Below are 25069 nucleotides of genomic sequence, written 5' to 3' on the forward strand. Positions count from 1 at the left end.
TTTTTAACTTAAATCCACCTTCTGTATATGACCGGGAAATTAACAATAGTTAGGTCTTTTTTTAACAGCGCCTAAATTACAATTTCAAAAGTTTCATTGCTTGGCCTTGTCAAAATTAATTTTGTAATACATTTGATTGCACACTTTCTGTTGGTGGGAGAGGGGCATCTTTGGTTTTGTTTTCTGGGGGTGTTTTCTCCCTGAATCGGCGGTGCGCATCTTCTTATGGCAAAAAGCAAACATATTACATTGTAACACGCGCGCCCTTGGTCGTTCATTGTGTTATGGAAAGGATAAATGGCTTTTCTTCCTACACGCCCAGAAGAAGGTGATTGTTTGAAAGGCGCATTCAAGCAGGAACCCAATATAAATCCTGGAGGCAGCGGGCAGGGCGGTGATCGCCTGTCTGTGCCTGAAGCAAGTCTCCTGGAAGGGACATGCCTCCATACGCCCGTAGGCAAAACCAAGGTAGAAACTCTTAGCCCGGGCCATGCCGTGCTGGGCTATACAGATGGCCAGGAATTACCTCATCTGGTCTCACATATCCGCGTCGCCTATGGTATGACATTGCCCGGTCTGCCGGATGATGAAGCAGGTTATCCTATTCGCATTCTAAAGGATGCCATTGCGGATGGCGTGCCGGCCCATGACGTTGTTCTCACCCCTGATCACTGCCTGTTTTTTGAAGACAAGTTTGTGCCTCTGTGTTTGCTGGTGAACAGACTTTCAATTTTTTATGATCGGACTTTTACAGCCTATAAAGCCTATCCGGTGCAGACCGACCCTCATGCTGTGCTGATTGCGGAAAACCTGCTTATTGCCAGCGCGTTGCCGCCTTGCCCTGAAGACAGCCATTGGCATACCCGCACCCATATGCCTGTTGTAACGGATAGAACCGTTGTGGAAGGCTTATATCATCGCCTGAAATCCCGCGCTGAAGTTGGCGGGTTGGAAAGTCCGTTCTATCTACCAGAAGTAACGGACGATCATGATTTGCAACTGGTGACAGAAAGCGGTCAGTTTATCCGAAAAGCGATGGAAAAAGAGAACGTTGCTGTTTTCATGCTGCCGCCTGATGTTCATGAGGTGCATCTTTCGTCCCGCGCCAGTCGGCCTGTCGATGTGATTGGTCCGTATGTGCAGGACAAGCGGTATCTTGGGGTCCATGTAGGCGATATCACCCTCGTTGATTCCCGGAAACGGAAGAAGGTGACAACGCATATCAAAGGCGATCTTCTCGGCTGGCATCCTCCTGAAGAGGATGGGGGCGTTGGACCAATGGGCATGCACACCTGCCAATACGGCGTGATGCAAAGCGGGGGCCAGGGATGCTGGGTGTGCAGATACTGACAACCATTCCTTATCTGGTGACTGATTATCACGGGCCGCGCCGGCATAGGCATAGATAAACGATTTTCTGAGTGTTTCACGCATAGTAAATGGCGTAGGGCGCGGCAGATATTCAATTTTGTTGAACAAATACGGTTTATGATCTCCTTATGTCTTTGCATGGTGTGCTCAGGATCTAGTTTTTAGAGGCCTTTTCAGAGATCAGGTGTTGTCTCTGATATGAGATTTCTGAAATGGTCTTTAAAAAGAAGATTGAGAACCACCAAAGTGGGGGGCTTTTATGTATAAGCTGTTTGTCTATGATCACTGTCCATTCTGCATTAAAGCCAGAATGATATTTGGGCTGCGCCACATTCCATTTGATCTGATTATTCTTCAAAACAACGATGAAGCAACGCCCAAACAGATGATCGGCCAGAAGATGGTGCCAATTCTTGAAGAGAATGGCCATTTCATGGGCGAAAGCATGGATATTGTGGCACATATTGACGCGCAGGGAACGCCTCTTTTAACGGGTCCAACCAATCCGGCGCTAGCAGAGTGGATCAGACGATCCAATGGACCATTGTATAAGCAGTTTCTGCCTCGTGCAGCATGTGCTCCGTTCCCGGAGTTTTCTACAACAGCCGGACGCGCCTATTTTGTGCGCACCAAGGAGCGTTCCACGGGAGCCTTCACGGATATTCTGAGTGAAGGGGCCGCCGCATTGGAGCCGTTGGCTGCACTATTGGAAGATCTTGCGCCAATGGTGCAATCTCCAGAGGCAGTGAATGGTGCTCTTTCCACAGATGATATTCACCTCTTTGCCCAGTTACACAGCTTTTCCTTAATCGGTGGTCTGACTTACCCTGCCGCAGTAGAAGCCTATCGGCAGACTATGTCAAAACAGTGCGGTATCAGGCTTTTGGATGACCTTGCGATCTGATTGTTTTTGACTCCTGCGGATGTGGCGCTTGGCTTTGGCGCAGAAAGGATTAGAATTTGATCTGGAGCATTGAGAGTACGGCCTGAAACGTCTCTGTGGCATGTTCTTCCCGAACGGTACCGTTCTCATATTGAAGGCTGACCCGCAAAATATCGACCGGCCACCAGTTCAGATTGGCAGACCATGTCTGTTGGTGGCCGCCATCTACGGAAGCAGACCTCAGATTGGCATCCGAAAAGCGGAACGCCGCTTCCAGCACGCCGCTTCCGTTGCACAGGGTGGTCTGGTTTTTCTGGCAGGTGGGGGCCGCAAAGGCGGCCGTGCGTGATTTCCAACTACGGGGCTTACCCATCAGGGTATAGCTGGCCTGAGCGTACCAGCCTGAAAAATGCAGATGTTGTGTGCCAACATTTTCTCGGCGGTTGGCCTCAATTTCGTAAGCCTCTCCTGATACAAGCAAACGTTTCCACGCGGCTGCGGCTTCAAGCCCGAATGCGCCTGCGCTGCGCAACGGAATGCGGCCTGTATTCAGAAATTTTCCTGTCAAACCAACATTCAGTTCCGGGAAATCCGAAAAATTGGCGGCTGGTGGCTGGCCGGGACTTTGTGCGGCTTTGAACACCCATTCTCCAGAAAAGCCAACGTGAAAGAGAATATCCCGTGTGCGGATGGGCAGGCCTACCAAACGGAACACAATGGCCCTTTGATTGCCATCGTGATCAGGCCCTGCTGTGCCGGCTGTGCCGGCTACTGCAACATGATAGCGCTTGCCGTGAGCTTCAATTTGGACAGCCTGCCGTGCAATGCCTGCGGCAAGATTACGGGTGATTGTCGCAATGCTGGCGCGTTCTATAAAAACGGTATCTCCTTGGGCTTGCATGGACTCAAGCCCGAAACTGGGTTTGAAAATACCCGCCGTAAAGACAAAATGCTTCAGGCCCAGATAGCTGAGTTGTCCTTCAAACAGGCGCATCGGACCATGAGGAACGGGGCCGAAATCCCATATCGCCCCAATTTCAAACTGTTTGTGAATGGTTATACGCGCGCCGTTTCTCAGCCTGCCAGCGCGAACGCCCACGCCGGATGCAGGGACGCTTGTTTGCGGGAGGCCGCCAATATCAAGCTGGTCCGTGGCATAGGGTTTGATGACAACATCCCCCAAGGTGATGGACGGCACGGTACCTGCATGGGCAATGGTCACGAAAGCCGGTGAACTGATGCTGAGAACCAGGCAAACAGGCAGCAGGGAAAATGGCGTGCTGGCGTTCCTGAGCATTTTAAAGCTGTGATCCTTCCCATTCTGCTTGCTGCGCAATCTTGACGCGCACCGTCACGATGGGAAGGTGTAAGGAGAAGTGCTGGAGATGAAAAGCCTAAGCTGAAGGATTTCAGTCAGGCCCGCATGGGGCCGGTTTCTTCTTCCCCCGTCTGAACAGCGGATGGATGTGAACTGGGGGAGGGGCTGCGGAGCATATGCAAACGGGGACAGTGTCCGAGGTCAAATAAATGACATCAGACGGATGGTGGCGTGTTTTGCAGAAAGTGACGACGCATAGGGCGCAGCACAGCAAGAGCCAGAAACGCAGTGAGAATATCTCCCCCGATGGCACAGGCAAAAACAGGATACCAGCTAGTGCTGGCCTGGTGCAGCCACGCTGCCAGTGGGCCACCAAAAATGGCTCCTACACCTTGGGCCATATAGAGCATGCCATAATTACGGGATGCATCGCGCACACCAAAAGTATCGGTTAATGTGGCGGGAAAGAGAGAGAAAATTTCTCCCCATCCGAGAAACACAAGGCCAGAAAGCAGGACAAAGGCGACAGGATGATGAGCCATCCCCAGCCAGCATAGAAGGGCGATCGCTTCCAGCGCGAAGGCGAACGCCATGGTCTGCTCGCGTCCATATCTGTCAGAAATCCAGCCGAAGAGCGGACGGGTTAGGCCATTGGCGATACGATCAAGTGTCATGGCCAGAGGGAGGGCGCTCAGACCCAGTATGGTTAGGTGTGAGACGCCAAAATCATGGGCAATCTGAGCGAGTTGGGATGTAACCATCAGCCCCGACGTGGCCATTGTGGCCATCATGAAGAACATCAACCAGAACAGGGGTGCTCTGAGCACGAAAGGGGTTAGATAACCTGGTTGATTACAGTTTGTTTGTTCTTGATGGCGGGCAGGCGTTTTTAAAAAGTACGCTGCGCCAAGCCCCACTGCGGCCATAAGAATACCAAACATGGACAGGGTTGGACGCCATCCCCACAGAGCCAGAAAGTGGGAGATTGGGAAGGTGGTCACCATGGCTCCCATGCCATAGCCTGCGGCAGCCGCTCCTGCTGCCATCCCCCTGTTTTGAGGGAACCACTGCATCAATAAGGCGACAACCCCAACATACACAATGCCGGTGCCAATGCCCCCAAGGCCACCATAAAACAGATAGAGTTGCGTGAGAGAAGAAGCTGATGCCGCACTCACCCAACTCAGCCCCGTCAAGCCAATTCCGATCATGATGAGAGTGCGCGGATGAATATGGTGCGCAATCCATCCCTGAATAGGGGAAAAGACCGTTTGCAGGACAATCAGAAGAGAAAACGTGACCTGTAAGGCGGCTGCGCTGACACCGAATTCGCCCTTCAAGGTGGGCGTGAACAGGGTCCAGACATATTGGGGGGAAGAAATGGCAGCCATACAGATCAGGCCCGCCACAAGCTGCCGCCATTTTGCGTCCTGCATCAGACCCTGTCTCCCATATCTCTAACGCTATAGGGCACAATTTTTTGTTGCGCTTTCTGAAGAGGGGCAATGAGGAAGAAAAAAGTGCGTGAAGATCTGATTTTGAGAAGCATGATGTCAGTCTGGCAGGTGTGATGGGCCGAGAAATTCAGAACCGACAGACTTTCAGCTTTATTCAAAACAGGGAAGTAATATTCCACATGAGATATGATATTTTAAAGGTCAGGGTCAGGGTTTTTCTGCCCGTCTTTTCTGTAGGCGTTTATGGAATTGAGGTGCTTCTTGTGGCTGCTGGGTGGCCATGGCTGTTACTCTGGCCCCTGCTTGCGCAAGCATTTGCGGGATAAGGCGGGTTTCAGGCAGGTTTTTCCAGTATTTGCGGGGCATTTCCGACCGCATAGCTTTGGTTTTGATTCGCGCCGGATTGAAAATGGAGGCATAATAGGTCTGCCACAATTGCTCCAATGTGTCTGAAAGATCCGGTTTAGGGCAGGGGGCGCGGGTGATGAGACACTCTGTTCCATTCCAGGTGATGGAGCCTTTTGGAGTCAGAATTGCCCAGTCCATATCTGTAAAACGGCGGGTAAAAAACGGCGCAACAGTGGGCAGAATGTAATGGTCTGGCTCAAACCACGAGAGAAACAGCCGTCGCCCGTTTTCGCTCTCCCCTATTTCTCGAAAGCGGAGAAAAGCTTCCATCTTGTGGGCGTCCCGCCGGATCTGGTGAGACATACGGAGGGCGCGGGCAATATCCGGATCAAGTGGAATGGCCGCAAGGGACGGTTCAGTCTGTGCCCGCCACAAAATACGGTAAGCCAGATCAAAGCGTGTTTGATCGGCATGGCGCAGAATGGATTTGAGCAATGCAAGGCAATTGCTGCGTAATATCGGATTTTGGGCGTCTGGCCGGGGTGTTGGGAGAGACAGAGGCGTATCAAACAGGGAAGCCTCTGCTGTAGAGCATCGCCATTCCATAGCCTCGGGCGGCACTCCGGCTAGAAAGCAACGCCGCGCCAAAGGCCGCCATTCTGAAAAAGACGTATCTCTTTCAAGGGTAACTCCGTAGGTCATGGCTCAGAACAGGGTCAGTTGTTGAGGGCGGGGCAGGAAAGCCTGCCTGAGATTAGCTTGATCAACCAAGCGGGCAGGAGACCAGCCGGTGGTATGCACAAACGGTTTGACCTTGCGAAGCGATACATTGAGACGGGCAAGGTCTTCCAGCCGCAGATGTTTGTGCCGTCTGGTGGCGATAAGAGCGTTGACGGAACGCACACCCAGCCCAGGCACCCGGAGGAGCATTTCCCGGCTGGCTCGATTAAGATCGACCGGAAAAAGTGCCCGGTTTGCGAGAGCCCATGCCAGTTTGGGATCAAGTGTCAGATCCAGCATGCCATCCGGGCGGCCTGCTGTAATCTCGGAAAACTGGAACCCGTAGAAACGATACAGCCAGTCTGCCTGATAAAGACGATGTTCACGTAGCAACGGTGGTGGCCGGACAGGCAGAATGGCCGAGGCATCGGGAATGGGACTAAAAGCGGAATAATAGACCCGCCGCAGCCTGTAGCCGGAATAAAGAGAAGAACTGCTGGCAAGGATATCATGATCAGTGGCGGTGTCGGCCCCGATAATCATTTGCGTGCTTTGGCCACCGGGCGCAAAGCGTGGCGGCCGACGACCAGACAGAGTTCGTTCCTTTCCGGCCTCAATCCGCGTTTGCATTTCTTCCATGGAGTGACGGATGATCCCGGCTTTTTTTTCGGGCGCGTAGGCGGCCAATCCCTGCTCTGTGGGCATTTCCACGTTAATTGAGAGGCGATCGGCATAGAGGCCAGCCTCAGCAAGCTGCTCGGCGGACGCATTGGGGATGGTTTTCAGGTGGATGTATCCCCGAAAGTTATGGGTCTGGCGGAGTTCACGCGCCACATGCACCATCTGAGCCATGGTATCTTCAGGGGAGCGGATAATGCCAGAAGACAGGAATAATCCTTCAATATAATTGCGGCGATAGAATTCCATGGTCAGCCAGACCACCTCATCCGGGGTAAAACGGGTGCGCTGAACGTTTGAGGAGGAACGGTTGATGCAATAGGCGCAATCATAGATGCAGAAATTGGTCAGTAGAATTTTGAGCAGGGAAATGCACCGCCCGTCTGGCGTGTAGGCATGGCAGATGCCGTTGCCGGTGGAACCCAGCCCTTTGGTGCCAGCAGAATCACGTTTGCCAGCCCCGCTGGAGGAACAGGACGCATCATACTTGGCCGCATCGGAAAGGATGGCCAAACGTTCGGAGAGGCTCTGCTTCATAATTTGTTCATGTTATGTTCTTATTTTGGAGAGGGCAAGCCTCAAATCATAGGTTGCCCACTTACGTCTTGGCGCGTGTATCAGGAGTGGGCGATGGGGCCTTTTCCTGATCGACAAGGAGGACTGTTTTTTTGGGGGGTAAAGCGCGCAAACGGCTGTATAAAGCCCCTCCCCAATTCAGGGGAGGGGAGGAACGGTCAGCCCTTGAACACCGGGCCGATAGGAAGAAGTTTACCGGGGTTGAGGATATTGCGCGGATCAAGCGTGGCTTTCAGCGCCCGCATGACACTGAGGGCGCCTTCTCCGTGCTCGGCGGCCAGGAATTCCAATTTGCCGAGGCCCACGCCGTGCTCTCCGCTGCTGGAGCCTCCCAGGGAAAGGGCACGGGCAACAATTTTACGGTCAAGCGCCAAGGCCTGCTGGCGTCCGGCTTCTGTCTCTTCCGTGACAATAAGAGTGTGAAAGTTGCCGTCTCCCACATGCCCGAGAATGGCGGCATATAGACCAGAGGCCAGAATATCCTCCTTCACTCCTGAAATCAGGGTCGTCAGTTGCGAAATAGGCACAATACAGTCCGTGCTGATCAAGCGTTGGCCGGGGTGCTGCGCTTTTACGGCCCAGTATGCGTTGTGCCTTGCTTTCCATAATCTGGCCCGTTCATCTGCCGTATCCGCCCATGTAAAGGCAAGCCCGTTATTGTCACGTGCCAGGCTTTCCGTGACACTGATCTGTTCTTTGACGGCTTCAGGAGAGCCCGCAAATTCAAAGAAGAGAGTGGTGAGCGGACGATACTCTTCCAAGCTAGAGTAACGGATGCAGGCCTGCATCTGCACATCATCCAGCAGTTCAACGCGGGCGATGGGAATACCCATCTGAATGATTTCCACCGCTGTATTCACGGCATCGTCCAGAGTTTCAAACTGGCAAACTGCAGCGGAAAGCTGTTCGGGCTGGCCATGCAGCCGAAGCTGTATTTCCGTAATGATACCCAACGTGCCCTCGGACCCGATAAACAGAGCGGTGAGATCATACCCCGTGGAGGACTTCCTTACTCGACCGCCTGTCTGGATGATTTCACCATTTGCCATGACGACTGTCAGCCCGAGCACATTCTCCTTGATGGTGCCGTATCGCACCGCCGCCGTGCCGGAAGCGCGTGTGGCGCACATGCCGCCAAGCGTTGCCTCGCCACCCGGATCAACAGGGAAAAACAGGCCGGTATCGCGCAGAAATGCATTGAGCGCCTGACGTGTGACCCCGGCCTGAACGCGGCAGTCAAGATCAGACGCGTTAACTTCCAGAACCTCCGTCATGCGGGAAAGATCAAGACTGATTGCACCATCAGGTGGGGTGACATGCCCTTCAACAGAGGTACCCGCTCCAAATGCCACTACTGGCACCCGGTGAGAATGACACAGAGTCAGCGTGGTAGAGACATCCTGCGTGCTTTCCGCAAAAACAACCCCTACAGGCATATTGGCAATTTCCAGAGCCTCTCCATGGCTGTGGGCTTCACAGACGGAGGGATTGGTAGAAATCTTGTTTCCAATTTCCGCAGCCAGCAGGGACAACACATGCTGGGCGCGTGCTGCGGGATGAAGCGGGAGAGAGGCTTGGTCCGTCATGAATGCTTTCAAGTCCTGTGAGCCAATTAAGGCGTACAGCATAGTGCCCGGATCTATTAACCGTCGAGAGGAACAGGAGGATTAACCAAATAGAGGGATTTAGGAAAAAATGGCCTTATTTTTTCTCTGGGTGGCGGCACGGATTGACCAAGTGCTGCTGCTTGAGAAAAAGCGTGCAAGGCTGCATTGCGTACAGCATGATTAAAGCGACGCAAGGATAAAGGTGATTCCAGACTTTAAAAATCTGGAACTCTGAGAGATAGTACAAGCCTACGTAAGTGGATGGTAAAGCCTATCGCTCTGTTTTTTGAAGCCTTCTGACGAAGTTTTGACAAAAAATGGCGGCAATAAGCGCGTGACAAAAATAAGGAAGATAAAAATCATGCAAGACCGCTGTGACGCAAAGGTTTTCGGGGGCGTTAAGAGCCAGAACCCGTGCAAGGCGCTGGAGAAAACCGGGGTGCTGTCTTTTCATGCCGTTTATGCCAATCTTTCGGCCTCTGAACTGGTAGCGGCAGCGCTGGAAAGACTGGAAGGCGTTCTATCTGAAGATGGCGCGCTGGCTGTTGACACCGGAGAGCACACAGGACGGTCTGCCAAAGACAAATTCATTGTCGATGAACCTGCTATCCGGGCGGATGTATGGTGGAACGCCACCAACCAGAAAATGAGCCCCGAACATTTTACGCGTTTGACAGATACAGTGCGCGGGTATCTGGCGGGGCAGGAGCTTTTCATTCAGGATCTCTACGCAGGGGCTGATCCTGAGCACCGAATTCGGGTGCGCGTAGTCACGACCAATGCGTGGCATGCCCAGTTTGCGCGCAACATGTTTATTCGTCCTCCTGTTGAGGACCTTGGGAACTTTACTCCGGATTACGTTATTCTACACGCGCCGGATCTGGCGCTGGATGCGGAAACCTATGCGCTCCGGTCCTCAACCGCTGTGGCTCTTTCCTTTGAGCAGAAACTGATTGTTATTGCGGGTACGCAGTATGCGGGTGAGATCAAGAAATCCATTTTCACCGTCATGAACTGGTTGCTGCCGCCCAAAGGCGTTCTGCCCATGCATTGTTCAGCCAATATTGATAGCACCGGCGATAGCGCACTGTTCTTTGGGCTTTCTGGAACCGGTAAGACCACACTGTCTTCTGACCGCAATCGTCCGCTTATTGGTGATGATGAGCACGGTTGGTCTGATGAGGGTGTGTTCAATTTTGAAGGTGGTTGCTACGCCAAGGTCATTCGGCTGAGCAAGGACGCTGAGCCCGATATCTGGAACGCGTCTCACCGGTTTGGTGTGGTGCTGGAAAATGTGACCGTGGGGGATGGCGGCAAGCTGGATCTGGATGATGCATCCCGCACGGAAAATACACGGTCCTGCTACCCGACAAACTTTATTCCCAATGCTGTTGCCAGTGGACGTGGCGGTAAGGCGCAACATGTTCTCATGCTGACAGCAGATGCCTTCGGTGTTCTGCCGCCCGTGGCAAAATTGACGCCTGATCAGGCGATGTACCATTTCCTGTCTGGTTATACCGCGCGGATTGCCGGGACGGAAAAAGGGCTTGGGGACGAGCCGGAAGCTACTTTCTCCGCCTGCTTCGGTGCGCGGTTTCTACCGCGTCCTCCCGCTGTGTATGGGGAGTTGCTGCGGAAGCGGCTGGCGGCAGGGCAGGTTTCATGCTGGCTGATCAATACGGGTTGGACAGGCGGCGCCTACGGTACAGGCAAAAGAATGTCTCTGGCTTATACGCGTGCCATTCTGGCGGCCGTGCTGGGAGACACGCTGAAGAATGCGACTTTTGAAGTTGAGCCTTATTTCGGGCTAAGCATTCCCAGGCATGTTGAAGGCGTGCCAGATCAGGTTCTCAATCCGGCACAGGCATGGGCGGACAAGGCGGCCTATGACGCTCAGGCCAAGAAGCTTGTCTCTTTGTTTGAGAAAAATGCGGAGGGATTTGCAGCGGAGGTCAGCCCAGAAGTTCTGCAGTCCGTTGCAGGAGCGGTTGCCTGAAAAGCTGACGGAACCCGGACAAAATAAAAGGGGGCTTCTATGCCCCCTTTCTCTTTTTACGCGCAGCGGCGTGGAATGTAGGAAAGAGTTCGGTCAAGCAGGTGCTCCATATCCGGGCGGTGGCAGGGGTCAACATTATTGGCCACATGCTGCCGGGCCTGCTGCTTGATGCTGTTGGCGGTGCGGAGCGTACCGTCCACTTTGTCATGTTCTTCAATGAGATCAGCAATAGTCAGGGAGCGGTCAAATGCCGCTTTTACAATATCATAGGCCAGACTGTTGAGGATGGTTTCAAACGCGGCTCGCCCAAACGGGGACTGGCAGATGGAAAGCTGCGTTTGTGCTTCGGTATGATTTTTGATGACGCTGCGGGCATCCTGATGATGGAAGTAGCGCTGATGCCACGTACGGGCGCAGGCATATTCACGTTCGGCGGCCAGATGCTCGCGCAGGTTCTTGCACACGTTGGTTCCAGAGCAATGCGTGGACCATGCGGCCAGCCACGCGCTGGCAAAATCCGGGTAGCTGTAACGGTGCCACTCGGGGTCTGCTTTCTGTATCTTGTTGGCAAACCGGAACCCCTTGCAGCCATCAACGCCATATAGAATGGTGCGGGCGGAAGAACTGAACTGATCCTTGCCTAAAATAAGAATGTGCCCGGCATCTCCGCTGTGCATCTGCCGTTGCATTGTGAAAAGATCAAAGAAGCATTCATCATCAATCACGCGCGCAATATGGGCTTTGACATAGGTAAGAAACAGCGGGTTGCGCACACCCGTTAACCCGCGCGGGCAGAAATCGAACCCCCACCACCGAGACATTTTAACCAGATGGAAAGCCAGTTCATTGCGAAGGCGGATGAGGTTTTCTTCACCATCTCCTTCATCGCAAAGGGTTTGAACAGCTTTGAAGCGACTGAACAGGATATTGACCTGAGGAATAAAGCCGCGCGTAGGGTTGAAATAATCAAGCAGAACAGAAGGCTGCGAATGTGCCAGATGCCAGTGAGCGCTATAGGTGGTGGAGTGAGTCATGTGGTTTTCTCTGCCCATCCCAGGAGAACAAGAAGCTGACTGTTACAGTGCAGCAGTCGGGTCAGCTTGTGGGTGGAGCACGCTGCCAGGATTAGGGAAGACGGACGGGATACCGCCGACAGGTGCTCCGTCTTCCTTCTTATTGAGAACAAGTATCAATTGCAATAAATATTTTGAAAAATATGGAAGATGGAAAATGGCAGGGGGAGCGAGGTGAAGAGATGGCGGCTCAAATGGACCAGCACACGACGCAGAATGCGGCATGGCTGTTGCCACTGGGACTGCGGGCGGATGAGAAAAAAGTAATGTGTTTCAAGGAGGTGAAGGGAAACAAAGGCTTTCCCCTCACATCTATATCTTTGTGGCTATACTCACGGAATTTTGTGGGTGATCTGTATCAATTTCAGATTGTGTAAGAGAACTTAAATAGGGGTTATGCAGTTTGTTGAGATAAAAAGGCATGACCTCATGACTCTGGGAAGACGGCAATTTCTACAAGCCTGCGGTACATGCGCAGCAGGAGCCAGTGCAGTGGCGCTGGGATTTGCGCCACCCAAAGCGTATGCCGGAGATTCACGCCAGTACAAACTGCTTCGGGCCAAGGAAACCCGGAATAACTGCACCTATTGTTCCGTAGGGTGCGGCATTCTGATGTACAGCCTTGGCGATGGTGCTAAAAATGCCAAGCCCAGCATTTTTCACATTGAAGGGGACCCTGATCATCCCGTCAGTCGAGGTTCCCTGTGCCCCAAAGGGGCGGGGCTGGTCGATTTTATCCATAGTGAAGGACGTCTGAAATATCCTGAATATCGGGCTCCTGGCTCAAAGGAATGGAAGAGGATCAGTTGGGAAGAAGCGACAGATCGCATTGCCCGGCTGCTCAAGGATGATCGTGACAAGAATTTCATTGAACGGAATGAAAAAGGCGAACTGGTCAATCGCTGGTTGAGTTCCGGCATGCTTGCCTCTTCCGCCGCCAGTAATGAGACAGGGGTGCTCGATTTCAAGTTTGCCCGTGCTTTGGGCATGCTGGGGCTGGATTGTCAGGCGCGTGTCTGCCACGCGCCGACGGTTGCCGCCCTTGCGCCTACGTTTGGGCGTGGGGCCATGACCAACAACTGGGTCGATATTAAAAACGCCAACGTGGTTCTGATTATGGGCGGCAACCCGGCGGAGGCCCACCCCGTGGGGTTCAAATGGGTGATGGAAGCCAAGATCCGCAATGGCGCCAAGGTGATGGTTGTTGACCCGCGCTTTAACCGTAGCGCGGCTGTTGCTGATTTCTATACCCCTATTCGCGCAGGATCAGATGCAGCGTTCATGCTGGGGGTTGTGAACTACCTGCTGACACATGACAAAATTCAGCATGAGTATGTTAAGGCCTATACAAATGCCGCGCTGATTGTCCGTGAAGATTATGATTTTGAAGAGGGTCTTTTCAGCGGGTATGATGCCGAAAAGAAGACCTACGATAAAAGCTCCTGGACATATGAGCGGGACGAAAACGGGTTTGCCCGTCAGGACCCAACCCTGCAGCACCCCCGCTGCGTTCTGAACCTGCTGCGCAAGCACGTGGAGCGGTACACGCCGGAGATGGTGACCAAACTATGCGGCACACCTCTCAAGGATTTCCAGCATGTGTGCGCGGAACTGGCGCGGACCAGTGCGCCGGATCTGACCGCCACCTTCCTGTTTGCACTCGGCTGGACCCATCACACCAGCGGTTCTCAGGTTATTCGTGCAGCCGCCATGGTCCAGTTGTTGCTGGGCAACATTGGTATGCCGGGCGGTGGCATGAACGCGCTGCGTGGGCATTCCAACATTCAGGGCTATACGGATCTGGGCCTGCTTTCTCTCCGGCTGCCGGGTTACTTGAACCTGCCTTCAGATAAACAGCAGGATATCGGCACCTATCTGAAGGAAAGCACACCCGCTACAGATGTGCCGGGTCAGGTGAATTACTGGCATCACACGCCCAAATTTTTTGTCAGTTTGCAGAAAACCCTATGGGGTGAGCATGCAACTTCCGCCAACAACTGGGGGTATGACTGGCTTCCAAAATGGGACCGCAGCTATGACATGCTGGCCTATTTTGACATGATGTACCAAGGCAAGGTGAACGGTTATATTTCTCAGGGCTTCAACCCCTTGGCAGCTTTGCCGGACAAGAATAAGACCGCGCAGGCGCTGGCAAAACTGAAGTTCTTGGTGGTGATAGACCCCCTTGCCACGGAGACAGCTTCCTTCTGGCAGAATGAAGGCGTCTTTAATGATGTAAAAACCGAAGACATTCAGACGGAAGTTTTCCGTCTGCCGTCTTCCTGTTTTGCTGAGGAAAATGGCTCCATTGTCAATTCCGGCCGCTGGCTGCAATGGCACTTTGCCGGTGCGGCGCCGCCCGGAGAAGCATGGCAGGACGGGCGCATCATTGGCACGATCTTCGAGAAGATCCGTAACCTGTACCGCAAGGATGGGGGAGCCTGTCCGGAGCCAGTGCTGAACATGCAGTGGAACTACAAGGACCCGGAAGATCCCACGCCCGAAGAAGTAGCGCAGGAAGCCAATGGGTATGCTCTGGCCGATATCATGGATGATCAGGGCAAGGTTGTTGTGCGCAAGGGGCAGTTGTTGCCCGATTTCTCAGTGATGAGGGATGATGGCACAACCTCAAGTTTTGCCTGGATTTTCGCAGGATCGTGGACAGAGGCTGGCAACCAGATGTCCCGCCGGGACAATACGGATACGGGGCTGGGCTGCACGCCGGGCTGGGCATGGGCATGGCCTGCCAACAGGCGCATTCTGTATAATCGGGCCTCGCTTGATCCGGTAGGCCGCCCGTGGGACCCCAAACGACAGATTCTGGAATGGACAGGAGAGCGTTGGAAAGGGGCGGATGTACCAGACTATCCTGTTACGTCTCCTCCGGGAAGCGGCGTAAGCCCCTTTATCATGCAGCCGGACGGAGTAGGGCGTCTGTTTGCCTGCGGTGGCATGTCTGACGGGCCGTTCCCGGAACAGTACGAGCCGACGGAATCTCCTTTGGAAAATAATCCGTTACATCCGGCTGTGTCCTACAACCCTACAGCCCGTGTGCTGAAGGATGATCGGGCGCGTATGGGCTCGCCTAAGGATTTTCCTTATGTGGCGACCACGTATTCCATTACGGAGCTCTTCCGGCACTGGACCAAACATTCTCGTCTGAATGCTATTATTCAGCCGGAACAGTTTGTGGAAATTGGTGAAAAACTGGCGCAACGGTTGCAGATATCAGCAGGAGACAAAGTGAAAGTTTCTTCTGCCCGTGGATATATTGAAGCCAAGGCAGTGGTAACAAAGCGTATCAAAACGCTTAACGTCATGGGCCGGGATCTGGAGCAGATTGGTATCCCGTGTCACTGGGGGTTCAGAGGCGCAACGCGCAAAGGGTATCTGGCCAATACGCTCAGCCCTGCCGTGGGGGATGCCAACACCCAGACGCCTGAGTTCAAGGCTTTCCTTGTCAACGTAGAAAAGGTCTGAGGTGGGCGATGAGTATGCAGTCACAGGATATTATCCGGCGCTCCGCCACAAATGGAATGACACCCGCGCCTCAGGCCCGTAGCCATCAGGAGGAAGTTGCCAAACTGATTGACGTCTCCCTTTGCACTGGGTGCAAAGGCTGTCAGGTGGCCTGCTCCGAATGGAATGATCTGCGGGACGAGGTAGGGCATAACGTTGGGGTTTATGATAACCCGGCAGACCTGACGCCTGAAACATGGACTGTTATCCGCTTTGATGAAGTGGAAGATGAAAGCGGCAAACTGGAATGGTTGTTGCGCAAGGAAGGCTGCATGCACTGCGAGGAGCCGGGGTGCCTGAAGGCTTGCCCCAGCCCTGGCGCCATTGTGCAGTTTGCCAACGGTATTGTGGATTTTCAGTCTGACCAATGCATAGGCTGCGGCTACTGCGTGGCGGGGTGTCCCTTTGATGTGCCGCGTATCAGCAAAAAAGATAACAAGGCTTACAAATGCACCCTGTGCGCAGACCGTGTGGCGGTGGGGCAGGAGCCTGCCTGCGTTAAAACCTGCCCCACGGGGGCTATTGCTTTTGGCTCCAAAGCGGACATGAAGCAGCTTGCCGCTAACCGAATTGATGAACTGAAAAGCCGCGGGCATGAGGGCGCAGGCCTGTATGACCCCGCGGGTGTTGGGGGCACCCACGTCATGTATGTGCTGACACATGCGGACACACCGGAGATTTATCATCGGTTGCCAAAGGACCCGTATATCAGCCCGGTTGTGCGTGGCTGGAAAGAATGGCTCAAACCAGTGGGGGCGCTTGGATTTATTGTTACTCTAGCCGCCTCCTTTGCTCATTACGTGGGTGTTGGTCCCAACACGACAGAGGAAGACGAACATCCTGCGCCTGAGGGGAAAGAGTTGGCCGATGCCACACCTGTTGCGCAACAGGGCTCTGATGACGAGCGCCCGGAAGGGAGGAAATAATCATGGACACCAAAAATTCCGTTCTGCGCACCAAGTTTTTTGACCGGATGTGCCACTGGACCATGGTGGCCTGCTTTTTTCTGGTGGCCATGTCTGGTCTGTCCTGGTTTTTCCCCAGTCTGAACTGGTTAGGAAATGTTCTGGGCACACCACAGACAGCCCGCATCCTGCATCCTTTTCTGGGCACGGTGGTGTTTCTGTTGCTGGTGGTCATGTTCTTCCGGTTTGTGCACCACAACCTGCTGGTCAAAACAGATACCATCTGGTTCCGGCATGTTGTTGATGTGTTGATGAACAGGCATGATAAAAAACTGCGAGTGGGCAAATATAATGCCGGTCAGAAACTGCTGTTCTGGGGAATTATGTCTCTTATTTCAGTGTTGTTCTTTACCGGGATTGTTATCTGGCGCGCCTATTTTGCAGTATTTTTTCCTATTCCGGTTATTCGATTTGCTCTGCTGGCGCACGCCATGGCGGGGCTTGGTCTCATTTTGCTGGTTGTTGGCCATATTTACATGGGGCTATGGGTCCGTGGGTCTATTACCGGTATGCTGACAGGATACGTCTCTCGCGCTTGGGCCAGACAGCATCATGACCGTTGGTATGATGAAGACGTGAATCCAGCCCCCGATACTCCGGTAAAACATCACTGATGACTTCATTTTTTTCCGATATTCCACCGTTGGATAAAACCGTCCCCGGTGTGCAGGCTATTGAGCCTATTATTCTGCCTCGTCTGGCTGTGCTGTATAGGCGGCGGGCTGAACGGCTCCGGCAGCTTGAACAGCAGGCGCAAACCGCTACGGGGGAAGGGGAACCTATATCTGGCCGTGAGGGGTATCTCGGGTTCGCTGCCCGTGTGGTTGATGAGCAGGCGCGCCTGCTGGCAGATGCTCCCCTCAGTGCGGAAGAGGCCATTCCTGTCAGTGCATTGCTGGGAGATGGTCTTTCTGGGGCCGAACGGCCTTCTGTTGCCATGCTGGCAAGATGTGCCTACTGGCAGGAGGCCTTCCGCGGAATAGTTGAAAACCTTTCTCCCTTTATGCCCGAGCCTGCGGCGGCAGGCCTGGTTGACCTGATGTATGCGGATCGGTCTGAACTGGCGGCAAAAGCCGCAGCCCTTATGGCTGGTGACTACGCGGCTGTGGATGCAGGCCGATCTGTATTCCTATGGGCCGCACTTTCCGTGTTCTGGGCCCAAGCTGTCGCATTGGCGACCCCGCATGCGGCCCAAGGGGAGGTTCTGGAAACAGGAGGAGCCCGGTGCCCTTGTTGCGGTGCCCCACCGTCAGGTGGCTTGGTGTTGACGGGGGACCGTGAAGGACTGCGCTACCTTCAGTGCAGCCTGTGTGAGACACGGTGGCACAAGGTTCGTGCTACATGCAGTGTGTGTGGTGGAACGGACCATGTGGATTACTGGTCTTTCGAGACAACAGATGCAGCAATCCAAGGGGAAACCTGTGGAGACTGCCATGGCTACATCAAAATCTTCCGGCAGGATCGGGAGCCGGCTTTGGAAGTGGTTGCGGATGATCTGGCCTCCCTTGGGTTGGATACGGCTCTTGAACAGCAGGATTTTGTGCGGGCAACGCTCAATCCGTTTGCCTTCCCGGTGTGATACGGAGCCGTTCGGAACATTTATTCATCCCAGACGCTGGAACGGTGAAAACAGGGAGGTTCAGCCATGTCCACGCCTGAACCTCCTTGGCGGTAGGATCTGACGAAACGGAAATTATCCGTCAGGCTTTTCCCGTGAGAGACAAAGATGCAGGTGGCGATGCGGAACAGTTTTACAGGTATGGTCGATTATCCCACGGCCTTGCAGCTTATTTTGGCGAGCGCGGATAAAAGGACAGACCAGACTGAAACTCTTCCTTTGGTGCAGAGTAACGGCCGCATTGCTGCGGAGGATGTGCTCGCCACTTCTGATCGCCCAGTTGCCGATAGTTCTGCAATGGATGGTTTCGCCTTTGTTCACGCGGAGATGGAAGCATCTCTGTCAGGCCTTTTGGCGGGCGGGCAGGAAGCTGCGGGAGATATGCCTCTTCCCCTACAGCCCGGAGAGGCGCGGGGCATCTTGACAGGTGCCCGTATTCCGCCGGGTGCCGATTGCGTGATGGCGGCTGAGCGCATGCAGCTTGACCCAAAGACCGGGCGCGTTCGCCCTCTTCATGCGTTAGCCAGCAGAGGGGCTAATATCCGCCGGGCAGGTGAGGAGTTCACGCACGGCACGTGTCTGGTTCGCCGGGGGCAGAAGCTGGACTGGCGACATATTGCTTTGCTGGCCAGCCAAAATGTGCGCCATGTGTCAGTTGTCAAATCTCCCCGAATTACCGTGGTGGCGAATGGCGCGGAACTGGCTACGGATGCGCCGGATGCCCGTGCAGATTCAAACACGCCCATGCTGGCGGCCTTGCTGACCTCTGCCGGAGCCATGGTGAAAACGCATGTTGTGTCTTCAGACAATGCCCTCCACCTTCGGGCAGAGCTACTGTCTGCGTGGGAACAGTCTGATATACTGGTCACTACGGGCGGAATATCCGTTGGGGACACGGATAATGTTCTGGATGTTCTGAAAGAGCTTGGTGCAGAGGTTCTGTTTCGGGGGGTGAAAATCCGTCCGGGTAAGCCTCTTTCAGTTCTGGAACAGGGCGGAAAACTGGCATTCTGCCTGCCGGGTAATCCCGGTGCCTCTGCTATCTGTGCTTTGGTGTTTCTTCTGCCATATCTGCGGTCTGTTATGGGGGATGTGCATGGGCCAGCGCTGATAGCAGGCACGGTAGATTTTGATCTGGCTCCAGCATGTGACACGACGCATTTTGTTCCCGTGTCTTGTCAGGCAAATGGTGAAGGCTGGCGTATTTCTCTGCTTCCCAGTGTGGGGGCCTCAGATATCATGGTGTTCACGCGGGCTAACGCCCTATTGCGGATTGACCCGCATGCTCCTGTTGCCGTGGGGCAGAGGCGCTGGGTTATTCCTCTTCATGTCAGTTGAATAGAACTGGCATTTTTTAGGATAAAGGATGCAATAGCGTCTGTATCATCCAGATCCAGCGTAGGAAATGAAGCTGACACAGCAGCAGGCGTAGTGGTGGCCACGGCGAGGATACGGTTGGTCGGACTTTTAAAAAGCGGCTCTTTCCCGATATCTGCTCTATAGATTTCAATCGTGGCGGGAACAGAAGCATGAAACCCTTCAATTAGGACCAGATCAACTCTAGCCATGCGGCGGAGAATATCTGGCAGGCCGGGTTCGGGCTGGCTGTGTTGTAAAATCCAGCGATCAGGCGTGACCAGCATGACCTCTGATGCCCCGGCCTGACGGTGGATAAAGGAATCCTTGCCGGGTTTATCAATATCAATGTGATGGTGTGTGTGTTTGATGGTGGACACACTCACGCCCCGTGCCCGTAAGACGGGGAGCAGGCGGGCCATCAGGTGGGTTTTGCCAGAGCCGCTACGGCCAGTAAGGCCCATAACAGCTTGGTGCCTTGGTGTGGACATGGTCGCTCCTGAAACCCGTGGATAATTTTTGGCTCTATCAGATATGGCCGGGTAACGCGATTACCTAAAAGAAAAGGCGGAAACATCAGCTTCTTGGGCGACCTAATGCACTCTTCGGCGCCTTCCCACGTTAAAGGTCAGGAAAACTGAACCGTAAATGCGGAAGGAGTGACAATGGGTTACCTGTTGCATGGCACATGGCAGGCAACACAAGGTGTGCGGCACGATACCGAAGAGAAAGGGGCATTTTCCCGCCAGCCTTCACAGTTCAGAAACTGGGTCACGTCAGATGGCAAAGCAGGTCCAACGGGGGAGGGTGGCTTCAAGGCGGAAGCAGGGCGCTACCATCTGTATGTGTCCCTTGCCTGCCCATGGGCTCACCGCACCCTGATTTTCAGACATTTGAAAGGCTTGAGCAACCATATAGGCCTCTCGGTGACGCACTGGCTGATGGGAGAGCACGGATGGACCTTTGAGGAGGGGCAGGGCGTACTTCCTGATACGTTATATGGAGCCAGCTTTCTGTACGAACTCTATGTGCGGGCTAATAGCGATTATTCGGGCAACGTGACCGTTCCTGTGCTGTGGGATACGCACCGAGAGACAATCGTCAGCAATGAATCCGCCGATATCATCCGCATGATGAACAGCGCATTTGATGGTATTGGTGCGCGGGAAGGAGATTACTATCCCATTCCTTTGCGTAATGAGATTGAGGCTGTGAACCAGCGTATCTACAGCACGCTTAATAACGGCGTGTATAAATGTGGTTTCGCGCAGTCTCAGCAGAGCTATGAGAATGCGGTTCGGGAAGTGTTTGAAACGCTGGACTGGCTTGAGCACCATCTGCGCGGCAGGCGCTGGTTGGTGGAAGATCAACTGACAGAGGCGGACTGGCGTCTTTTCACCACATTGATCCGTTTTGATGCGGTTTATGTGGGACATTTCAAATGTAATGTGCGGAGACTTAGTGATTATCCAGTGCTCAGCGGATATGTGCAGAGGCTTTACGGTCTGCCTAGCATCGCGGAAACAGTCAGTTTCTTTCACATCAAAAACCATTACTACCTGAGCCACCCTTGGCTGGACCCTACTGGCATTGTGCCCGTAGGGCCAAACCCGCCTTTTGGGGAAGCCAGTATGGCGGTAAGGCGCCCCAGAGAAGGAACAGAAACAGAATGACCGAGCAGCGTTTGACAGAAATTCTACAAATTGAGGATGATCATGAGCGTCGGATAGAACTGCTGATCTTTCGGCTGCCAGAAAAGGCTCAGCCGGCTGTCCGCTGGATGCGTAAACCACAGGCACGATGGGCGCGTCTCCCCGTTGGCGTGCTGCTGATCTGCGGAGGTCTTCTCTCCATTCTGCCGGTTCTGGGGCTTTGGATGTTGCCTTTGGGTGTTATTCTTCTGTCCGAAGATATCGCTTTTTTGCGGCGTCTGACTGATAGGGTTCTGGCGTGGGTGGAGCGGCGCAAGCCACAATGGCTGGGGTTGGAGGCGGCACCTCACTCCTAAAGGGCCTTATGCTCTGCATGGGTCGAATGCGTATGCAGGGTTTCACCGCCTCTCTTTCCTGGCGGTATAGTGTGGTTATGACAGATCACGCCAAACCCGCCCCCTCTCTTCAGTCCATGATCCGTGTGCGGGGTGCACGGGAACATAATCTGAAAAATGTTGATGTAGATCTCCCGCGTGACCAGTTGGTGGTCTTCACCGGGGTCTCAGGGTCAGGTAAGTCTTCTCTTGCCTTTGGCACGATCTATGCGGAAGCGCAGCGGCGTTATCTGGAATCCGTTTCTCCTTATGCGCGGCGACTGTTTAACCAGATGCCGGTGCCCGCCGTGGCGAGTATTGAAGGGCTCCCCCCAGCAGTCGCTCTTCAGCAACAAAGAGGTGGAAGTAGCGGTCGGTCGACCGTTGGCAGTGTGACCACGCTTTCTAACCTGCTGCGGATGCTTTACTCGCGCGCTGGGTCTTATCCGCCCGGCATGGCGCGTCTGGAAGCTGAATCCTTTTCATCCAACACTCCCATGGGCGCATGCCCGCGCTGCCACGGACTTGGAAGCATCTATGATGTGACCGAGAAAACACTTGTCCCAGATGATACGCTGACCATTCGGCAACGCGCCGTAGCTGCATGGCCCACTGCTTGGCAAGGTCAGAACCTGCGGGATATCCTGATTACGCGCGGGGTGGATGTTGATAAACCCTGGAAGGATTTACCGCAGAAAACACGCGACTGGATTTTGTATACAGAGGACACCCCCACAGAACCCGTTTATCCGGGGCGCACGCATGAGGAGGTTCTGGCGGCCATAAAACGGGGAGACCCGGCAGACTACAATGGCACTTTTACCGGTGCCCGACGATATGTACTGCAAACCTTTGCAAAATCTCAAAGTGCGAAAATGCGAGCGCGGGCAGCGTCCTTCATGGTCAGTTCGCCCTGTCCGGTCTGCCATGGGCAGAGATTGAACCCAGATGCGCTCAAAGTAACATTCGGTGGCCGCAATATCGCAGATTTTTCGGCACTTCCACTGAAACACATCGCTCAGGCGTTGAAGGAGATGCAGCCCGGCCTGAAAGGGCAGGATGCAGTCAGTGTCGCAGCGCAAGGGATTGTGGGCTCCCTGATTGAGCGGGTTGCTGTGTTGCTGGATCTGGGGCTTGGATATCTTCAACTCAGCCGCAGCGTGCAAAGCCTATCTCCCGGTGAATATCAGCGGCTCCGGCTTGGAACCCAAATCCGTTCCAATCTCTTCGGGGTGGTATATGTGCTGGATGAACCAAGCTCCGGCCTTCATCCGGTAGATACACAGGCCTTGCTGAGGGCGCTGGATGGTCTGCTGTTCGCAGGGAATTCCCTGCTTGTGGTGGAGCATAATCCTGATGTTATTCGTCGTGCTCAGTGGTTGGTGGATGTGGGGCCAGAAGCGGGTGAACGAGGTGGCCAGGTGCTTTATAGTGGACCGCCGGAGGGGTTGAGGCAGGTAGAAGCCTCCCGGACACGGCATTATTTATTTGATGCCCCGGCAAAGAGAACCATGCAGCCGCGTAAGCCGGAGGGTTTTCTGAAACTAGCGAATATCACGTGGAATAACCTGCAGGATATCAGTCTTTCTTTGCCATTGGGTGTATTGGTGTCCGTTACCGGGGTGTCAGGCTCCGGTAAATCTAGCCTTATCGAACAAGCCTTGGTTTCCGTTGTGTCCCGCGCATTGGGGCAACCTATTGCGCGTGAAGAAGACACAGAAGATGAGGCCCTTTTTGAGTTCGCAGAAGCAGGACAACCGCAAGGGTGTGTGGTGTCCGGGCTGGAAAAAGTGCGGAGGCTTGTGGTTATTGATCAAAAACCCATAGGCCGCACGCCGCGCTCCAATCTTGCAACCTATACAGGGTTGTTTGATCTGGTGAGGCAGGCATTTGCCGCAACCCCGGAAGCCAGGAAAAGACGGTTTGACGCGGGATGGTTTTCCTTCAACGTTGCCAAAGGCCGTTGTCCCAAATGCGAGGGAGTGGGGTCGGTCATGGTGGAGCTTCTTTTCCTGCCCAGTGTATATGCGCCATGCCCGGACTGTCATGGGAGCCGTTACAAACCGGAAGTTCTGGCTGTCACGCTGCGGGGTAAGACAATAGCGGATGTGCTGAGCATGAGCGTGGATGAAGCGTGCACTTTTTTTGCGCAGGATAGTGCGCTCTCGCATGGGTTTGAAACCTTGCGCGAAGGCGGTCTTGGTTATCTGCGTCTCGGTCAGCCCGCAACAGAACTTTCAGGTGGTGAAGCCCAGCGTATCAAACTGGCCACAGAACTGCAAAAGCGGCGGGCCGGTCACGTGCTGTATGTGTTGGATGAGCCGACTACCGGCTTGCATCCGGCGGATGTGGACAGTCTGCTCAAGCAACTGCAAAAATTGGTGGATCAGAACAACAGCGTGGTTCTTGCCGAACACGACATGCGGGTCGTCGCCGCAGGGGACTGGGTGATCGATATGGGGCCTGGTGCCGGAGAGGACGGAGGACACATTGTAGCCAGCGGTACTCCCCATGACGTTTCAGTTAATCCTCACAGTCAGACCGCTTCGTTCCTTGCCCGTTATGTAAACTAGGGTAGGGTGTCAGTAAGCAGGCAGGTCACAGGCGCACTCTACCTGTAAAACGATAATGCTAATGAACGGGTTGGCGGCAGAATGAGAAATTATTTTCAAAGCAGCACTTTTAGTTTCAGAACAGTTCTTGCCGCAGGAGTGATGAGCTTACTGCTAAGCGCATGTGCTGCGTCTGAACACCCCTCCACGCCAACGCCGGTTAAAGCCGCAGGTCAGTTGATTGAAAGCGTGCCGTTAGACAGTCAATTCAGTCTTCCGGACGCAGGGCGTTCCCTACGGATTACCTACCTTTCCACCAATGGTATTACAGGCACGGGTCTTGTGCCCGTGACGGCAGAAGTCATTCTGCCGTCTGGCACGCCTCCCGCCGGTGGGTGGCCAGTTGTCGCCTGGTCTCACGGCACAGTAGGAATTGCGGACTCCTGCGCACCATCCCTCCATCCGTATACAGAGCGGAACAGGGCTTATCTTTCTGCCTGGATGCAGCGCAGCTTTGCCATTGTCGCCACCGATTATCAGGGGCTGGGGGGTGAAGGCCCCCATCCTTATCTGAATGTGCGCACAGAAGCCTATAGCGTGCTTGATTCCGTGCGTGCGGCCCTAGCTGGCGTGCCCGGACTACAAAACAAGATCATGCTGGTTGGGCAATCTCAAGGAGCAGGAGCAGCATTTGGGGCGGCGGCTTACGCACCTGATTATGCACCCGACCTCAATATTCGCGGAACGGTTGCGACCGGCATTCCTTACATGACCCCGGACGTTCTCAATGCATTGCTGACGCATCAGGAGCAGACATCGCTCCAGGCAAAGAAAGCCGTTGCGCAGCAAGATCCCGTTATTGCTTATGGGTTACTCCTTGGGGCTTCTCTGGCTAATATTGACCCAGATTTCAAACCGGAGGAGGCATTCACACCGAAAGCGATGAATGCGTACCATGCCGCGTCGCAGGTCTGCCTTGCTCCTTTGATGCAACAGGTTCGTAAAG

General features: G+C 54.0%; 19 protein-coding genes (1 of these 19 cut by a window edge). 12 read left to right on the forward strand and 7 right to left on the reverse strand.

The window, feature by feature from the left end; genetic code table 11:
- The first annotated feature begins 297 nt into the window (after positions 1-297).
- Together QWU00_RS15290 and grxB are read left to right on the forward strand one after the other, a co-directional pair.
- The gene (locus QWU00_RS15290; protein ID WP_052051109.1) at positions 298-1350 is read left to right on the forward strand and encodes a Hint domain-containing protein; all 1053 of its coding nucleotides are present in this window, start codon (positions 298-300) and stop codon (positions 1348-1350) included.
- 280 nt (positions 1351-1630) lie between these two features.
- Positions 1631-2275 (forward strand): glutaredoxin 2, encoded by a 645-nt coding sequence (gene grxB, locus QWU00_RS15295; protein WP_035377216.1) that lies wholly within the window; start codon positions 1631-1633, stop codon positions 2273-2275.
- 49 nt (positions 2276-2324) lie between these two features.
- Here the strand turns inward: grxB and QWU00_RS15300 are convergent, their stop codons facing one another.
- The 5 genes from QWU00_RS15300 to QWU00_RS15320 form a co-directional block, all read right to left on the reverse strand.
- A complete protein-coding gene (locus QWU00_RS15300) occupies positions 2325-3551 on the reverse strand; it encodes an OprO/OprP family phosphate-selective porin (protein WP_081938913.1) in 1227 nt (408 codons plus the stop codon).
- A gap of 236 nt (positions 3552-3787) precedes the next feature.
- A complete protein-coding gene (gene oxlT, locus QWU00_RS15305) occupies positions 3788-5008 on the reverse strand; it encodes an oxalate/formate MFS antiporter (protein WP_035377214.1) in 1221 nt (406 codons plus the stop codon).
- A gap of 228 nt (positions 5009-5236) precedes the next feature.
- Positions 5237-6079 (reverse strand): TIGR03915 family putative DNA repair protein, encoded by an 843-nt coding sequence (locus tag QWU00_RS15310; RefSeq protein WP_035377212.1) that lies wholly within the window; start codon positions 6077-6079, stop codon positions 5237-5239.
- A gap of 3 nt (positions 6080-6082) precedes the next feature.
- Entirely contained in the window at positions 6083-7312 is a 1230-nt protein-coding gene (locus QWU00_RS15315) for a putative DNA modification/repair radical SAM protein (protein WP_035377209.1), read from the reverse strand.
- A 197-nt stretch (positions 7313-7509) separates the two neighbouring features.
- A complete protein-coding gene (locus tag QWU00_RS15320) occupies positions 7510-8937 on the reverse strand; it encodes an FAD-binding oxidoreductase (protein ID WP_035377208.1) in 1428 nt (475 codons plus the stop codon).
- A 382-nt stretch (positions 8938-9319) separates the two neighbouring features.
- Here QWU00_RS15320 and pckA point away from each other — a divergent pair, with 382 nt between their 5' ends.
- Positions 9320-10954: a phosphoenolpyruvate carboxykinase (ATP) gene (pckA, locus tag QWU00_RS15325; RefSeq protein WP_231551527.1), complete on the forward strand. Its 1635-nt coding sequence runs from the start codon at positions 9320-9322 to the stop codon at positions 10952-10954.
- Between the two features lie 56 nt (positions 10955-11010).
- Here the strand turns inward: pckA and QWU00_RS15330 are convergent, their stop codons facing one another.
- Positions 11011-11988, reverse strand: coding sequence for a hypothetical protein (locus QWU00_RS15330; protein ID WP_035377206.1), 978 nt, complete (start codon positions 11986-11988; stop codon positions 11011-11013).
- Positions 11989-12456: 468 nt separating this feature from the next.
- Between QWU00_RS15330 and fdnG the strand changes: the two genes are divergently transcribed.
- The 5 genes from fdnG (at position 12457) to QWU00_RS15355 (ending at position 19467) form a co-directional block, all read left to right on the forward strand.
- Entirely contained in the window at positions 12457-15507 is a 3051-nt protein-coding gene (gene fdnG / locus QWU00_RS15335) for a formate dehydrogenase-N subunit alpha (protein WP_081938916.1), read from the forward strand.
- 8 nt (positions 15508-15515) lie between these two features.
- Entirely contained in the window at positions 15516-16472 is a 957-nt protein-coding gene (gene fdxH / locus QWU00_RS15340) for a formate dehydrogenase subunit beta (RefSeq protein WP_052051108.1), read from the forward strand.
- A gap of 2 nt (positions 16473-16474) precedes the next feature.
- Positions 16475-17125 (forward strand): formate dehydrogenase subunit gamma, encoded by a 651-nt coding sequence (locus QWU00_RS15345; protein ID WP_035377202.1) that lies wholly within the window; start codon positions 16475-16477, stop codon positions 17123-17125.
- Positions 17125-18090, forward strand: coding sequence for a formate dehydrogenase accessory protein FdhE (gene fdhE / locus QWU00_RS15350; protein ID WP_052051107.1), 966 nt, complete (start codon positions 17125-17127; stop codon positions 18088-18090). The genes QWU00_RS15345 and fdhE overlap by 1 nt, the downstream gene beginning before the upstream one ends.
- Positions 18091-18237: 147 nt before the next feature.
- Positions 18238-19467 carry a molybdopterin molybdotransferase MoeA gene (locus tag QWU00_RS15355; protein ID WP_304651049.1) on the forward strand — a complete coding sequence of 410 codons (1230 nt, stop codon included), beginning with the start codon at positions 18238-18240 and terminating at the stop codon, positions 19465-19467.
- Here the strand turns inward: QWU00_RS15355 and mobB are convergent.
- Entirely contained in the window at positions 19455-19976 is a 522-nt protein-coding gene (gene mobB / locus QWU00_RS15360; protein WP_035377200.1) for a molybdopterin-guanine dinucleotide biosynthesis protein B, read from the reverse strand. The genes QWU00_RS15355 and mobB overlap by 13 nt on opposite strands.
- 174 nt (positions 19977-20150) lie before the next feature.
- Here mobB and QWU00_RS15365 point away from each other — a divergent pair, with 174 nt between their 5' ends.
- From QWU00_RS15365 to QWU00_RS15380, 4 genes are all read left to right on the forward strand, one after another.
- Positions 20151-21158, forward strand: coding sequence for a glutathione S-transferase family protein (locus tag QWU00_RS15365; protein WP_035377197.1), 1008 nt, complete (start codon positions 20151-20153; stop codon positions 21156-21158).
- The gene (locus QWU00_RS15370; RefSeq protein ID WP_052051106.1) at positions 21155-21493 is read left to right on the forward strand and encodes a hypothetical protein; all 339 of its coding nucleotides are present in this window, start codon (positions 21155-21157) and stop codon (positions 21491-21493) included. The genes QWU00_RS15365 and QWU00_RS15370 overlap by 4 nt, the downstream gene beginning before the upstream one ends.
- A 116-nt stretch (positions 21494-21609) precedes the next feature.
- Positions 21610-24084 carry an excinuclease ABC subunit UvrA gene (locus QWU00_RS15375; protein ID WP_231551529.1) on the forward strand — a complete coding sequence of 825 codons (2475 nt, stop codon included), beginning with the start codon at positions 21610-21612 and terminating at the stop codon, positions 24082-24084.
- Positions 24085-24225: 141 nt separating this feature from the next.
- A protein-coding gene (locus tag QWU00_RS15380; RefSeq protein WP_150395550.1) for a lipase family protein crosses the window boundary here: on the forward strand, positions 24226-25069 show its 5' portion. The gene runs 323 nt beyond the window's last position; only the first 844 of its 1167 coding nucleotides appear in the window; the start codon lies at positions 24226-24228; its stop codon lies beyond the right edge, outside the window.

The sequence above is a fragment of the Acetobacter tropicalis genome, assembly GCF_030644465.1.
Lineage (GTDB): Bacteria > Pseudomonadota > Alphaproteobacteria > Acetobacterales > Acetobacteraceae > Acetobacter > Acetobacter tropicalis.